Source organism: Neobacillus canaveralius (assembly GCF_047237705.1).
GTDB classification, from domain to species: domain Bacteria; phylum Bacillota; class Bacilli; order Bacillales; family Cytobacillaceae; genus Neobacillus; species Neobacillus niacini_K.
Genome location: NZ_JBDFLL010000001.1, coordinates 2,643,686 through 2,660,181, shown reverse-complemented (window position 1 = coordinate 2,660,181; position 16,496 = coordinate 2,643,686). Strand labels below are relative to the sequence as shown.

The 16,496-nt window shown below is 36.3% G+C and carries 10 protein-coding genes and 2 pseudogenes; 2 read left to right on the top strand and 10 right to left on the bottom strand.

Translation table 11 applies throughout. The features are described 5' to 3' along the window. Positions 1-179 precede the first annotated feature (179 nt). A complete protein-coding gene (locus ABC255_RS13505; RefSeq protein ID WP_412994197.1) occupies positions 180-857 on the top strand; it encodes a GntR family transcriptional regulator in 678 nt (225 codons plus the stop codon). A 598-nt stretch (positions 858-1,455) separates the two neighbouring features. Here the strand turns inward: ABC255_RS13505 and ABC255_RS13500 are convergent. The 4 genes and pseudogenes from ABC255_RS13500 to ABC255_RS13485 form a co-directional block, all read right to left on the bottom strand. Then, complete coding sequence (locus ABC255_RS13500) at positions 1,456-2,886, bottom strand: 6-phospho-beta-glucosidase (RefSeq protein WP_412994195.1); 1,431 nt, start codon at positions 2,884-2,886, stop codon at positions 1,456-1,458. An 11-nt stretch (positions 2,887-2,897) separates the two neighbouring features. After that, entirely contained in the window at positions 2,898-4,760 is a 1,863-nt protein-coding gene (locus ABC255_RS13495) for a beta-glucoside-specific PTS transporter subunit IIABC (protein WP_412994193.1), read from the bottom strand. Between the two features lie 167 nt (positions 4,761-4,927). Further along, positions 4,928-5,758 (bottom strand): BglG family transcription antiterminator LicT, encoded by an 831-nt coding sequence (gene licT, locus ABC255_RS13490; RefSeq protein WP_412994191.1) that lies wholly within the window; start codon positions 5,756-5,758, stop codon positions 4,928-4,930. 380 nt (positions 5,759-6,138) lie between these two features. Further along, a pseudogene (locus ABC255_RS13485) lies at positions 6,139-6,392 on the bottom strand (Lrp/AsnC family transcriptional regulator); the annotation flags it as partial. Positions 6,393-7,098: 706 nt separating this feature from the next. Between ABC255_RS13485 and ABC255_RS13480 the strand changes: the two are divergent. Continuing rightward, entirely contained in the window at positions 7,099-8,115 is a 1,017-nt protein-coding gene (locus ABC255_RS13480; protein ID WP_412994189.1) for an AraC family transcriptional regulator, read from the top strand. Between the two features lie 33 nt (positions 8,116-8,148). Here ABC255_RS13480 and ABC255_RS13475 read toward each other — a convergent pair. The 6 genes and pseudogenes from ABC255_RS13475 to ABC255_RS13450 all read right to left on the bottom strand — a co-directional run. Further along, positions 8,149-8,397: pseudogene (locus ABC255_RS13475) on the bottom strand (hypothetical protein); the annotation flags it as partial. Positions 8,398-8,624: 227 nt separating this feature from the next. Continuing rightward, positions 8,625-11,654: a family 78 glycoside hydrolase catalytic domain gene (locus ABC255_RS13470; RefSeq protein ID WP_412994187.1), complete on the bottom strand. Its 3,030-nt coding sequence runs from the start codon at positions 11,652-11,654 to the stop codon at positions 8,625-8,627. Positions 11,655-11,785: 131 nt separating this feature from the next. After that, on the bottom strand, positions 11,786-12,832 hold the full coding sequence (rhaS, locus tag ABC255_RS13465) for a rhamnose ABC transporter substrate-binding protein (protein WP_412994185.1): 1,047 nt from the start codon (positions 12,830-12,832) through the stop codon (positions 11,786-11,788). A 73-nt stretch (positions 12,833-12,905) separates the two neighbouring features. Next, the gene (locus tag ABC255_RS13460; RefSeq protein WP_412994183.1) at positions 12,906-13,916 is read right to left on the bottom strand and encodes an ABC transporter permease; all 1,011 of its coding nucleotides are present in this window, start codon (positions 13,914-13,916) and stop codon (positions 12,906-12,908) included. 2 nt (positions 13,917-13,918) lie between these two features. Continuing rightward, positions 13,919-14,926 carry an ABC transporter permease gene (locus tag ABC255_RS13455; protein ID WP_412994182.1) on the bottom strand — a complete coding sequence of 336 codons (1,008 nt, stop codon included), beginning with the start codon at positions 14,924-14,926 and terminating at the stop codon, positions 13,919-13,921. A gap of 13 nt (positions 14,927-14,939) precedes the next feature. Then, positions 14,940-16,475: a sugar ABC transporter ATP-binding protein gene (locus ABC255_RS13450; RefSeq protein WP_412994180.1), complete on the bottom strand. Its 1,536-nt coding sequence runs from the start codon at positions 16,473-16,475 to the stop codon at positions 14,940-14,942. Positions 16,476-16,496 lie beyond the last annotated feature (21 nt).

The following is a 16,496-nucleotide window of genomic DNA, read 5'->3' as shown; positions in this document are numbered from 1 at the left end:
TAGTTAACTAGTTTATTAGTTAACTATACATTTAACTATAATTAATATTAATAATGTTTGTCAACTCTTTTTTATCAGCTGGTTAAAAGCACTTTTGCAGAACTTGATTTTTTAAGATTTCTTCATTAAGCTAAACATATTTAGACTATTAGTTAACTAAGAAAGTTGGTTATTTAATTATGGAACATTCAGGCTTACTTTTTAAAATCGATTCCAAATCTCCCATACCCATCAATTTACAGATAAAGGAACAAATAAAATGGTTAATCGGAAAAGATTTACTCAAACCTGGAGATACCCTCCCTTCGACCAATCAGTTAGCGGATCAACTATCCATTAACCGAAATACGATACAAGGAGTTTATTCTCAACTAAAAGAAGAAGGTCTATTGTCTATACAAAAGGGGCGGGGAACGCAAGTTGCCGGCGAGGAAGAAATTACGAGGTTTAAAATACAAAATACCTATTTTTCTTTTGTGGAACAAACAATTAAGGATGCCTACGAATTAGGTTTCACTATCGAAAACGTGTTGTTGTCCGGATTTGCCTACATGCAGCTGTTCGGACAGCCTCTGAAACGGAAGTTGAGTTATCTCTTTATTGAATGCAAAGTAAGTTCGTGCATTTTTTATTTGGATGAAATAAAACGGATGACATCTGCAGACATTCATACTATCGATGTGTCATCGTCACCAGAAAATATCCTTATTGAGTCCATTCACAATGCGGATGTGATTGTGACGAGAGCTGATTTAGCTGAGAAGGTGAAAAGGTTTGCCGACGCCGCTAAAAAAACGGTCATCTCCGTTGGTTCCTCAAACGATGTGTCGCTGTTACTGAACATGTTAAGACCATAATGATTTTTTATGGGGACGTAAAAGTGAAAAGCCCAATTCCCCCATGAAGATGATAAATGTTAATTGTTTTGTTGAATACCCTTGTTTTCATATAAAAAAGTAGACGAGTTCCCCCGTCTACTTTTTCATTATTAAACTACCAATTTATCCTGCTTCTTTTCAAAAGCCATTAACTGCATGTTTTTTCCTACCTCTTTATCTTCATGAGAAACTAATCCCTTTGTATCACTCTTGAATTCAGTTAAAGTGCGTTCGAATTAAATTTTTCACGGACAACGAACAATTAAAGGAGTGGACAATTGTAAGTTTGTATAAAAATTCCATTTTTGAAACACTATTTTTTGTATCAGGTCCCAACGGGCGACTCTTGTTGGAAAAATCTACACAAATTCCTCATAAAAACACAAAAACCTAAATTACCCTTCACATTTAAAAAAGGTACAATTTAGGTTTTAAACTTGCAAAAACAGTAACAATCCTAATTTTGGGTTTTGCCTGAAAATAGTAACAATCCTAATTTTAGGTTTTGCCTGTAAAACATTAACAATCCTGATAAAAATAATTTTGAAATTACCTTTTATTTTCTATATTAACATTTTCACAAATTCTCACCATTGGACTCAATTACTTTCTTATACCAATCAAAAGATTTCTTCTTACTTCTTTTTAAGGTTCCATTTCCTAAATTATCTCGATCCACATAAATAAGTCCATAACGTTTCTTCATTTCTCCAGAACCTGCACTTACAATGTCAATACAACTCCACATCGTATAGCCCATTACAGGTACCCCATCTAGGTCTATCGCATCTTTCATTGCCTTAATATGATCCGATAAATAATTGATTCGATAATCATCATTAATGTTTCCATCTGAATCAGGGATATCATTTGCACCTAAACCATTCTCTACTACAAATAAAGGCTTTTGGTATCTATCATATAATTCAATCAACATTATCCTCATACCTAAAGGGTCTATTTGCCAGCCCCATTCAGAGGACGGTAAATATGGATTTTTGACAGAATCAAATATATTTCCAGTAGTTTGTTCCGCTATTTCAGGATTAGCAGTACCCACACGAGACATATAATACGAAAATGAAATAAAATCAACCGTATTATTTTTTAATAGCTCCAAATCCTCTTTCTCAAAATCAATTTGAATTCCTTCTCGTTCAAATTTTTTAATCATATAGCTTGGGTATTCTCCTCTTGCTTGAACATCCGAAAAGAAATAGTCTTCCCTATCTCTTAATTGACTTACAAGAACATCATCAGGATTACAACTATATGGATAATGCTTTCCAGCGCCTAACATACATCCTACTTGGTTTTCAGGATCTACTTCATGTGCAATTTTTGTAGCTAATGCATTCGCTACTAACTCATGATGAGCAGCTTGGTATTTGACTTTTTCCTTTTCTTTTTCATCAAGATCCCCAACATATAATCCAGCTGCCATAAAAGGTGCATGTAATACCATATTGATTTCATTGAAAACAAGCCAATACTTAACTAAACCTTTATATCTCGTAAATACTACTTTGCATAAATTTTCGAAAAAATCTATCATTTTCCGATTTCTCCAAGACCCATACTTTTCAACTAGATGCATTGGACAATCAAAATGAGATATGGTTACTAAAGGCTCAATACCATATTTTCTACATTCTTTAAAAACTTTCTCATAATATTCAAGACCAGCCTCATTAGGCTCTTTTTCGTCTCCTTTTGGAAAAATTCTTGTCCATGCAATTGACATACGGTATGTTTTAAAACCTAATTCACCAAGTAATGCTATATCTTCCTTATATTGATGGTACATATCAATTGCATTTTTTGCTGGATAAAAATAATCATCTAAGAAATGGAACATCTTCTTTTCACCCATAACTACCGCTCTTCTATCTTCTCCTACTGGTAGTAGATCGACATTTGCCAATCCTCTATTATCAAGGTTATATGCTCCTTCACTTTGATTAGCGGCAGTTGCTCCGCCCCATAAAAAATTTTCTGGAAACCCCATAATTATCCTCCTTATAATTCCATTTTAATAATTGGTTGAAGTTTTTTCACATCTTGATTTTCTTTAAGTAATTTCGAAATCCTTTTGTTTGTTGTAGACTGATTGGTGATAACAACCGGTGTAGTGATATCATAGCCTTGTGATTGAATATACTGAATATCAAAGTCTAAAAGAAGATCGCCAGCTTTTACTTGGTCACCATCATTAACTTTTGGAGTAAACCCTTTTCCCTCAAGTTTAACTGTATCTAACCCTACATGAATTAAAATTTCATCTCCATTTTCTGATAAAAGTCCAATTGCATGCCCTGTCTTAAACATTACTTTGATACTCCCATTAACCGGTGAATAAACCTTACCAACTGATGGAACAATCGCTACGCCATCTCCTAATAACTTTTTGGCAAAGGTTGCATCAGCTACTTTATCAATTGAAATAATTGTTCCTTCCATTGGAGAAAGTAATTCATCTCTTTCACATTGGATACTATTATTGTTATCACTTGTTTTTTTATCGGTTAAGTCCTTAAAACCTAATACAAATACAGCTATAAAAGAAACGATAGAGGCAATAACAGCGACAATAATTGCATTAATAAAATTAGATGATTGCTCTGGGGAAATAAATTGGATCATCGATATAACACCTGGAGAAGCCAATGCAAAGGACTTTATCTTAAATATACCGACAAATATTCCTGCAACACCAGAACCAATCATAGCTGCGAATATTGGTTTTTTAACTCTTAAAAGGACTCCGAATAGACCTGGCTCTGTTATTCCAGCTATACTCGCAGATATAGCTGAGGAAACGGCAACTGATTTAAAATTTTTATTTTTTGTTTTAACTCCAACCGCTAGACAAGCAGCTCCAAGCGCAAAGTTAGTTGCCAACATCATGGGTAAAAATAGTCCATCAAATCCTGGTCCAGCAAAGTTAGCAAACATAATAGGATCAAAAGCATGGTGCATTCCTGTAATAATTAACAATGGCAATAAAGCAGAAAGAATAGCCATAGTAAGCCATGGTGAATACTGTTGAGCAATTTCTGTAATTTGAGTTAAGCCTTCCCCAATTATTGCGCCTAGTGGTGCAAAAACAATTAAAACAATAGGGATTGTTATAACCAATGCCAAGAGCGGTTTAAATATTGCTTTACTCCATCCTGGCGTTAACTTATCGACAACAGGTAAAATTAATTTTAATATCCACGCTGCAAATAAAGGAGGGATTACTGCTGAGACATAACTAGTAGAATAAATCGGCATGCCTAAGAATGATAAACCCTCTCCAGCCATTCCTTTAATTAATAAAGGATGGATTAAAACAGCAGATACCACCATAGAAAGAACAATATCTGTATTTAATTTTTTTGCAGCGGTATAGGCTAATATCACCGGTAAAAAATAGAAAGCTGTATCTCCAATAATATTCAAAACATTATAGGTGGGCGTATCATCTAATCCAACCATTGCAAGAATGACTATAACAAGTTTTACCATCCCACCACCAATAATGGCAGGAAGCGCAGCTGTTAAGGATCCAGAAACGTAATCAAAAATAGAAGTTAGAAAACCCTTCAGGTTTTTCTTATTTGAAACATTGCTTTGCTCTTCTCCCTCCGAAGAGGTACGCTTATTCTTGGGGAGTACATTGAAGACACTAGCCACCTCTCCTCCGATAATAATCTGATACTGTCCTCCTTGCTTCATTACCCCTTTAACACCTTGTATACTTTCTACAGATTCATCATCTGCTTTAGACTCATCTTTTAAAACGAAACGCAACCTGGACATACAGTGTGTGGCAAATTCAATATTTTCTTCCCCACCAATAGCCTGTGTAATCTCTTCTGCTATTTTTTTGTAATTCATTTTCTTTTCCTCCTATACAAATTCAAAATTATCTTCCCCACCTATTGTATTGGTAATCTCTTCTGCTATTTTTGGTAATTCATTTTTTCCCCCTATAAATAAAAAGACCCAAACTCCTGTGGTTAAAGAGTTTGGGTCAAGCTCGAATAATTCGATAACAATCCCATTTATAAATCATTTATGACACGGTTAATATGAATAGTGATATAAGATAACTCAGCTGTTGTTAGCTTATGCCTTGTTTCTTCATAAACATAATCATGGATTTTTAATGCACAATTATATTCTTTTGGATAACTGTGACGAATCATCGAAAACAATTCCATATTGTCGTCAGGTATGGACCGATTCATCGTAATTCGTTGCACAAAAAATTTCAAGTGTGTTAACAATCGTCCATAAGATAGGTTTTCTTCAGCAAATTCAATATTAAAAGTATACTGTATAATATTGAATATCTGCTTGATAATTTTTGTCATTCCTACCGTGTTTTCCATGGTATTATCCAACTCAGCATTAACGATATGCAACGCTATTGATATTGCTTCATCAACCGGCAATTCAACTTTTAATCTTCTTGAAATAATTTCCAATGCTTCTTTCCCTATCAAATACTCATGATGATAAAAATGTTTAACTTCCCAAGCAAGAGGATTTTTAAAATCTAAACCCTTTTCATGTCGTTCAATGGCAAAATGTAGATGATCAGTGAGTGAAATATAAATGCTATCACTTAACCTTTTTCCTAGGGAAAGTTTTGCATATGACACTATTTCGTTAATTGTTTGAATTTCTTCCAATGGAATATCTCGTAGCAAATGTTTAAACCTATCTGTATTACTAGGGTTATCTAGCGTGTATACCTTTTCAATTTGGCTAGGATCAATTGCTTGACCAATTTCTTTATGAAAACCCACGCCTTTTCCCATAATAACAACTTCATTTTCATTTTGCACTGACGTTACAATATTGTTATTTATTATTCTTACGATTTTCATCACAATCCTCCTTTCAAATATTATTGAACAAAAAAAATAGTTATACCCAACACAAATAAGTTGGACATAACTGGGTTAAGCTTACATTTGTAATAACAATCCCTATATTATATCGTAGATACACTGTTAAATTATAGACTTGCCCACTTAAGGTAACAATCTAATTAGGATTATAACACGCTTACAAATAAAATCAACATCTTTTATTTGAAGCTTTTTTGCAATCAATGCTTTTTGGAAAACATTTCAATAACTATAAGACACGCTTTCATTAGTTGTCAAATGTTTTGTAAAACCTGCGTAGAATCGTAGCTGGATTTTAAGAATGAGCTGGTTGCTCCAATGTGTTCATATATAAATAACCCATTTTTTAGCATGAACTATTTAATAATAACAATAGATAATTTATAGCTCACATAATTACTCAAGCCTGTCAAGAATTCATCTAATATTTCATTGGAGGGGAATTTTCACTCGAGGAGATAACAACTTTCTCCACTGAATTTGTAGTTGTTTATGACGTATTGATTTTGTTCTTTTATGAACGAGAGATAAGGTGATGAATCGTGCTTTTCGTATAAATATGTATAATTGCATGAACAAGATACCCCATTTTTACTTGTTGAAGGGTATACCATTAAAGTGAATCGTCGCACAGGCAATAGTAGTTAATGGGGTTCCACCTCACCGTATGGGACTCGCCACATCCACCTTCTTTATATTTTTTGAAATCGGTACTGGATTTGGTCCTTATCTTCTTGGATTGTTTATTCCAAAAACCGGCTATAATGCCCTGTATGCTTTTTAGGGAATCATCGTCTTTGCAACGTCTGTCCTCTATTACTTCCTGTACGGAAAAAAAGAACGTGCACATCGGATGCGTATGGCTGCATCAACATGATAAGTGTTTAGCTAAGGGCATCCTGCAGCAGCACGGGATGTCCTTTTTGAAGTTTTTCCATATTCCTTACCTAACCCACAACCCTCTTTTGAGAGGGAAATTAATAGTATTTTCAAGTGCCTTGTTTTTGTACTCATAAGATGTATTTGTTATGTTAATATTTGGGGCTAAAGCAAGAAGAATGTATAAAAATTAGTTAAAAACTGCATGTAAATTATATAAAAAATTTGGTTTTACACTTTTTGATAAACCACTACGGGTTCTGACTATTTTGCTATGAATGCATGGTATTTAAAAGCTTTAAATTAACGATAGAAGTCCATTAATCTGGTAGTCACTTTAACGATTTTTTAGTATGCTAAGTACAGAGAATTAATCGTATTGAACTAGTTACACGGAGACTGTTAGTAAATTAATAGTGAATTTCTCCTAAAGGGGGGTGTTCCAAATAGAACTATCCATTCTAGATAAACAATTAAGGGAAATAACCGATTTTGAAAGGAAGCATTCCGGTGCTGAGCTGTCTTTTCCTAAATTTGGTGGGTCACCTCACATCATTCCAATCGAACGTTTTCTCAAACCAGATCAAAATGTAGCCTTTTTTAAACACCCACGATTTATCAAATTTACTGAACACCGACATTCTTTCATCGAAATGAATTATGTTTACTCTGGTACTTGCATACAAGTGATTAATGGCAAAGAAGTTATACTAAAAGAAGGGGATCTTTGTATCCTTGATACAAACGTCTTACATGATATCCATATTGCTAAAGAAGAGGATATTATCATAAACATTATGATTCGTCCCAGCCATTTTGACTCCATCCTTCTTCATAGAATGGCGGGAAATGATTTATTAACTGATTTTTTTGTACATGCAATTTATGAACAAAAGAAAGATAGCCGATATATTTTATTTCTTAGGAACCAAAATCATGTATTGAAAGACCTAATATTGAGGGCAATATGGGAAAGCTTTCACCCGCAGCTTTGCTCTAGTGAAGCCATTAATTCCTATATGCTATTAATTTTTACTGAACTGCTAAGAATGTATGATAAAGAGAAAAAGAAAGAAGAACCCGTTTTAAAAAAGGCTGTATTATCTGACATTCTTAGCTATATGGAACAGAACTATCAAAGTATAACCTTAGAAAAAACAGCAGAGAAATTTCACTTTCACCCCAATTATTTGACGAGGATTCTAAAAAATAATTTAGGCAAAACATTTATGGAATTATCACATCAATTAAAGAACAAAAAAGCAACAAGTCTTCTAGAAAATACTGATTTAACCATTGAGCAGATTGCGAATCAAATTGGTTATTCGAATGTTGGCTTTTTTATAAATCGTTTAAGAAGCTACATGGGGTTACTCCTACAGAATACAGAAAGACAAAGAAAGCTTTACTCTAAGCAAGTAAAGCTTTCTTTGTCTTTTTGGTATTTTTTATAACTTTATTTCAAGCTGTTGTAACTTGCCTAACTCTTAATTTTGCGCTAACACTTCATATTCTGTGAGCATAATGAATTCTAAAGAAATTCCGGCATAAAGTTTAACTCTGGCAAATATTCTAAAATGCCAAGGAATGACCGTTGCCGCTTCACCGCAAGCGGTGGAACCATGCCCATTAAAACCGTTCGTTGGAACGACGAACGGGACGCTGCCGCCAAATTTACTTTGTTCTGCCTCTACATCGTTTCGATACTTTTGAAAAAATGCAGCTGTATCCATGTTAAAGCTGGCTTTCTCTTCAGTTTATATAATAACTTGCAAGACTACTATAGCGATATCCTCCTAGATTCTATCCAATTGAAACCAAAACGGATAATCAAATTGGAACCATTTGAGTATAATCTAAAAAAATGAAAAGCCTGTAGAAAATTATACACTACAGGCCTATTTCAATAATTAAGTTATTTCATCCTACATTCTCTTTTGGTAATACTTCCTTCATTTATTTATTACTGCGGTTTAGAACCCGCCATAATAGAACGGAACTCATAACTTCCTGATTGGAGTTCATACACTGCTTTACCATCTTTAAACTCGATAAACTTAACCCCTTTTACCTTAGTTATTGGCTGTCCGCCTTCCTTAATGGTATTAACATTGTTTGTAGGAATATAGACTGTTGCAGTTGTATTCGCAGGTACAGTTGTATGATAAGTAAATGTTCCATTCTTGACTTTCCATTTACTTTCGATTGTTCCATAAACTGAATCAAATGAACTATCCACCCACGTTATACGGCTGCCACTATCAATGGTTGGCTGAAGAATAAAATGTTGGAATCCAGGTTTATTTGGATCATTTGAAATACCCGCCATGTATTTGTACATCCATTCAGCCACAGCTCCATAGGAATAATGATTAAAGGAATTCATACCTGAATCTCCAAAGCTGTCTTGAATGGAATAAGAATTCCATCTTTCCCAGATCGTCGTTGCTCCATTCTTAACACTGTATAACCAAGATGGCATTTCATCCTGTAACAGTAATGTATAAGCTAATTCCTCTGCACCTATATCAGATAATACCGGCAGGATCACATTTACACCTAAGAAACCGACTGCTAACGTATTTTCTGGTTGATCTTTTCGAATCATGCTGCCCTCATTTTTAATATTAGCAGTAAGATTTTCAATCATTTTTTCCTTTTGGGCCTCTGTTTCATAAAGACCAAGTTTTAACGCCCACAGTAGTCCTGTTTGTGCATTATCGGCACCAGGATAACCATGTCTAGAGACGGTAAAATTATCGGCGGATGCTGTTAAGAGATTAAAATCTTCATCAAAATATTTATTGATAAAATCAGACTTAATCTCCGCAAATAGTGTTTCATATTTTTGAACCATTTCCTCATTCCCAATCACTTTCGCCATTTTGCTCATAAGCTGCGCATCATAAGCACGATAAATGGTATTTAAATAAACGGTTGAGGTAGCTTGGAATGCCAGCCAGTCGCCAAATAATGCTGTACTATAACCATTCGCACCAACATAGTCCATATATTTATCCATTTGTGAAAAGTTTTTTTCAATAATCGTTTTATCTCCGGTCTGCTGAAATAATACCCAAGGGATGATAATCCCTGCATCACTCCATCCGGAAGCAACCGTATTTGCTAGGAAACCTACAAAGCCAGTTGGCATAACACTTCCATACTTCCCATTTTGTTCTCTACTGTGGACATCCATAATCTCACTGTAATTTTCTAAAAATGGTATATCATTAAAATTATAAACTGCAGTTTGTGCAAATAATTGTGCATCCCCAGTCCAGCCCGCACGTTCTGCCCGTTGAGGAGAATCTGTTGGGATAGATAAGTAATTTGATCTCTGTCCCCACAGGATATTATTAAATAATTTATTTACATCCTGATCTGAAGTGGATATGGATCCCACCTGTTCTCCTACAGAGGTGATGACTTTCCCTTTTACTGAAATGACACTAATATCATGATCAACGCTAATTTCTACATATCTAAACCCATGAAAAGTGAATACAGGCTGATACTCTTCCACCCCATCGCCAGATACGATATATTTATCTGTCTGTGCGGCAGTTGTTAATGCTTTTCGATAGAGAGTATCTTTTGGTCCATCACTGCCACCTGCTGCAATCGTTGAATTTTTTCTGCCATCATTAAGCATTTCTGCGTGCCTCATTGTAATTGTAGTGCCATTAGTACCTGTTACTTTAATATTGGGTACGCCGGCAAAGTTTTGCCCCATATCAATTATCAGTGTTTCTCCGGCCTTAAGAGAAATTTCGGTATTTATATCAACATTGCTTGTAATCGCATGACCGAAATCGTACGTTGATTTCCCGCCTTCTGAAACTGGCTTCTCAATTCCACTGTACTTTAACCCTTTGATTGGCGTTAGCGTATATTCCTCCGCTATACGAGCAGCCGCACCCCTATTTCCCTTAACTTTTCCTTTATAATCAAATACAGAAACAGGATTCCATTGGCTATCATCAAAAGTTATAGTGTTCCATCCATTAATTTCTTTTGCTATGTTTGCATCATAGGTTTCGCCGTCAAAGAAATCGTTTGCTAATATAGGGCTCTTATCACTAGATTTCCAGTTTGACTGATCTGTGACAATAACAGTCTTACTACCATCCTTATACGTTACAACCATTTTTGCTAGTAAAGCCAATTTGTTACCTACCTTTTGAGGATATTCCCCGGTTTGACCGATTCGTCCTCCAAACCAGCCTTTACCCACCATAACACCTAAACTGACTTTAGATTGATTAGAAATATAGCTTGTTACATCATATGTTTGATAATTTACATACGATTTATAATCAGTCCACCCTGGATTTAGTGTCTCATCGATCGAGTTACCTTTATTGATCAACTTAACTTTTTCCCCGTTTATAAATGCGTTATATATGCCTAACGATGTAATATAAAGTTGGGCACTCTCAATTGCCTTGTTTCTTAAGTCTTTTTCTGTTCGGAATAAGGTAACATTAACTGGGTCCGATGTACTTTTATCATCTGTAATCCACTTTGCTCCCTCCCAGTTGGTTGTACCATCCGTACTCATTAAACCTGTTTCGAAATATGCTTCTTCCTTCGATTCTAGTATATTATTATTCTGGTCCCACACTTTCACTTTCCAAAAATACCGGGTACTTGATTTAAGTTGAACATTACCTGTATATTTAACACTTATAGAACGTTCTGAAACCTGCTTCTGACTATTCCATATATATTTACCATTTTTTAGATTTTTTTCACTATCGGCCAAGGTAATTTCATAAGCAATTTGTTTTGCCCCACGCGTATCTGATACCATTTTCCAACTGAATCGAGGTTGCACCGTATCGATTCCTATCGGATTCTCCATATTTTCAACTATCAAGTTAGTGATGGCAGCATTAGTCGAGGCATTTACACTCTCTGAATTTGGGAATAATAGACTTACAAATAAAATCATAATTAGAAAAATAGATAAAACGCGTTTAAAAACCAATGGATAACCCCCTTTTAATTTATAAAAAAGTCGACCTGTTCAATATAAAATTTTAAAAATAAACTTTAAGAAAAGCCTGTAGACTCCCGGACTCTATCTACAGGCTTTTCTTAGGTCAGTAATGATGAATTCTAGTAAACTTCTTTCCACTCAGCAATATTTTCTTGATCAAACTTGAACGGGTCGCCAAGCATGACTTGTGCTCCGTCACCGTCTTCAACGACTTCTTTTTCACCAAGGTCGCCTGCTGTAAACTTGTCGCCGACCTTACCAGTCATCTTGCTGCTTACTAAGGCATCCGCAGCGTAGCCTGCCAAGTACCCAACATCGATTGGATTCCAAAGGTACATCCAATCACTGACACCGCTTTCAATATACTCGGCCATTTCACTTGGTAATCCTAGACCTGTAAGATGTACTTTATCCTTTAACCCTTTGTCAGTTAAAACCTTACCAGCAGCAGCAATTCCTACTGTCGTTGGAGCGATAATCCCCTTAAGATCAGGATAAGATTTTAATAGAGCTTCTGTTTCGGAAACACTCTTATCTCGTAAATCATCCCCATAGGCTACTTTTACTAATTCAATATCTTTGTATTTAGGATCTTCAAGTTCTTTTTTCATCCATTCAATCCATGTATTTTGGTTTGTTGCTTGAGAGGTTGCACTTAATACGGCAATTTGTCCTTTACCGCCAATCATTTCAGAAATGGCTTCGATTTGGATTCGGCCGATTCTTTCAGGATCTGCTTGGTTGATGTGAACGATCCGGCTGTTTGTATTAACCGCAGAATCTAGAGAAATCACTTTGATGCCATGATCCATTGCCTTTTTCAACGCAGGCTCGAGCGCATCCGGGTCATTACCTGCAATGGCAATGCTGTCTACCTTTTGTGAAATTAATTCTTCAATCATTTGAATTTGCGCTTCAGCTGTAGGCTGGTCTGGGGCTTTAAGAATGGCTTCATGACCAAGCTCTTCAATGGCTTTTTTGTAGCCTTCCATCATTTTCTCACCATATGGATTCCCCGTGTTCTTGAAGACAATCGCAAATCTTTTCTTGCCATCCTTACTTCCTTCATTGTTATCTCCGCCGCTGCTTGGTGCAGATTGCGTACAAGCTGCTAAGATTGAAAATACCATGAAGATTGAAATAAATACCGCGAACCATTTTTTCATCGTCAGATCCCCTTTTTTGTTTTTTTATACAATCAGTCAAAGGACTGCTTTGTAACATTGTTTCGCGAAAAATTCATCCTGCAATTTGTCGGGATGTATCCTTCGCTGTTTTCTGTTTTACTTTTTCTTTTGGTTTTAAATTTGGCACCATAACAGCTGTAATCAGAAGTAGACCTATGATTATCATTAACACTTGTGCTGGTATGTTGATTAAACCCAGTCCGTAGCGAAGGTAACCAATTAAGAAAATAGCAATGATCGCTCCTGCCATTTTCCCTTTTCCACCTGCTGTACTAATTCCACCTAGTACGACCATAGCAATCACATCCAGCTCATAGCCAAGAGCGACGTTTGGTCGTGTACTGCCCATTCTGGAGGTTAAAAATAGTGCAGTAACACCTGCCATTAAACCAGCAAGTGTAAATACAATGATTTTAATCTTATCGACTTGGACTCCTGAAAAACGACTTGCAGTTGGATTATTACCAATCGCATAAACTCGGCGTCCAAAGGTTGTTTTATGCAACATGAGCCCAAAAATGACGGCTAAAACCAGAAATGACAGTAAAATGAACGGTATTCCGTATACATATCCCCAGCCGAAGAATCCAAACCATTCTGGAAAGGACCCTGCAGATTTATCCTCGAGAATGATATAGGCAATGCCACGGTAGATAATCATTGTTGCCAATGTTACAATGACTGCTGATAATTCCTTAAATTTAACAATTAATAATCCGTTGATAAGACCGCAGACTGCCCCGACGGTCAAACAGATCAACACTGCCAGCTCCATCGGTACTCCTAATGTATATAAATGAGCCATCACAACGGATGCTAGGGCGACAATCGACGCCACAGAAATATCAATATCTCGTAAGATCATGACCATAACCATTGGAAAAACGATAAAGGCTTTATCGAGAAATGTCATGGTAGCATCTCGTAAATTATTAAAATCTAAATAAAAGGGTGATAAGCTTGCATTTGTAATGTTTACAACAATAAAAAGTAAAACTAGCAGCCATTCCCATTGTAGAAAGAATTTCTTAACCGAAAACTCTTTTTTGCTTATATTCTCCATCGCTAGATTTGCCTCCTCATGAGAGCATTTAAATCTACTCCTCTTTTTACTAGAGCATTTAACACGACAGCGATTAATATGATGCTGCCTTGGATCCAGCTTTGCCAAAAAGGAGATACATTAATAAGTGGAAGAGCATTATTTAAAATTCCAATCAGTACTGACCCTAAAAGAAGTCCCGATATCTTTCCAGAACCTCCGGCAATATTTACTCCCCCTAATACACAAGCAGCAATAACCGTTAATTCATAGCCAGATGCGGTATCACCTTGTGCGGAAGCAAATTTCGATACCCATAAAACACCCGCAAGGCCTGATAGACCACCCATAAGGGTATACACCAAGAAAATAATCCGATCATGGTTAATTCCTCTAATAATGGCTGATTCGGGATTACTTCCGACTGCATAGATTTGTCTTCCTATTCGGGTGTGGTTAATAAAATAGTAGAAAATGAGATAAATCATAATAGCAATTACAATCAAGTTATTGATACCAAGAAATGATCCGGTCGCAATCTCTTTGAAACTAGCCGGCATCTGGTGGGCGCTTACCCATTTTCCACCGCTGACCATAAAGGTTAAGCCTCTAAAGATATACATCATTCCCAGTGTAGCAATGATGGGTAAAACTCCACCCTTAGAAATAATTAAACCAATGATTCCACCACTGACTATTCCTACGAGAACTCCTAACAGAATTGCCCAAATAGGGTTAAGAGCTGGAAACGAACCGACCGTTAAGGCTGAAATCATACCTGCTAAAGCGAGTGTGGCCCCTATCGATAAATCGATTCCCCTAGTGATAATTACAAGCATCATTCCTACGGCAAGAATACTTAATATCGCCGTATTGGTAATCATATCGTTAAGATTCTCAAGCGTTAAAAAACTTGAATTTCTCATTTGGACTACAATGGATAAGAGGATGATAAATCCTAATAAGCCAACTTCCCGAAATCGTGCAATATTGGCACTAATCGAGTTTTTCTCTACCTTATTTTCTGCCATTCACCTTCCCCCCTTATAAGCTTGCAACCTCAAGTGATCCACCCGACTGACGAGTCTCTTTGTTCGTCATTGCAGCCTCTAATATCGCTTCCTGCGTAGCTTCCTTCCCATTGATTTCTCTTGTAATCCGCCCTTCTCTCATGACGATTATTCGATCACTCATGCTGATGATTTCAGGCATTTCCGAAGAAACCATAATAATTCCATAACCTCGGCATGCTAAATTGCTGATAATTTCATAGATGGCAGACTTTGCTCCTACGTCGACACCCTTTGTCGGCTCATCGAGGATGATAATATCTAAATTGGTAGTAAGAAGCTTTGCAACCGCCACTTTTTGCTGATTTCCACCTGACAATGAACTGACCAAATTATAAATAGTTGGTGTTTTTACATTTACCTTTTTTGTTAGACTGCTAGCTATCTCTTCCTCTTTCTTATTGTTTAACCAGCCTTTATTAGAGAGAAGATTTAAGGATGGAAGTGTTATATTTTTATCGATTCCCCATGAGAGAATCAGCGCCTGTTGCTGCCGATCTTCCGGTAAATACCCGATACCTTGATTCATGGAATGTAAAGGATTGGAAATTTTTGTTTCCACACCTTTGATGAAGACTTTGCCTTTATCAGGTGGATCAATTCCAAATAATGCCTGACATACTTCACTTCGGCCAGCCCCAACAAGTCCCGTTAGTCCAAGGATTTCTCCTTTCCGAAGTGAGAAGGATACGTCTGCAAAAAATCCCATTCTGCCAAGTTTTTCTACTCTTAATACCTCTTCGCCAATCTTTGCAGCCGCTTTTGGAAAGAGCTGTTTAATTTCCCTGCCAACCATTGCCACGATTAAATCTTCATTGGAGATCTCATTTTTCCCCCATGACCCTATGTACTTAGAATCACGGAAAACCGTTACTTGACTTGCCAGCCGGTACATATCCTCAAACCGGTGAGAGATAAAGATAATAGATGTTCCGCTGTCTCTAAGTTTTTCAGTGATTCGATAGAGCTCTTCACTTTCATTTCTTGTTAATGCCGCCGTGGGCTCATCCATGATGATAATTTTTGCATTCGTTGATAATGCTTTAGCAATTTCAACGATTTGCTGTTGTGCCACACTGAGTGTCCCCATCGTGGTTTTTGAATCAAAATTGGCACCGAGTTCCTTTAGCAGCCTGTTTGCTTCCGCATGCATTTCCTTCCAAAGAATCCTTTTCGTCACTTTTTGCACTTTTTCATGACCCATAAAAATATTTTCTGTCACGCTTAAATCTGGAAAACAGGTAACATGCTGATAAATGGCCGCTATTCCTTTCTCCTGAGCCTCTTTGGGATTTTTAAACACAACCTCCTGGCCATTTAAATAAATCTTTCCTTCATCATGCTGATGAACTCCGGTAATCACCTTAATAAAAGTAGATTTACCAGCGCCATTTTCCCCCATCAAAGCATGAATTTCTCCTGGCTTTAATTTAAATTGAACTTCATCGAGAGCCTTTACCCCTGGGAAGGTCTTAGAAATCCCATTTAGTTCTAGTACATACTCAGACATTTTTTCACTCCTATCTGTTGA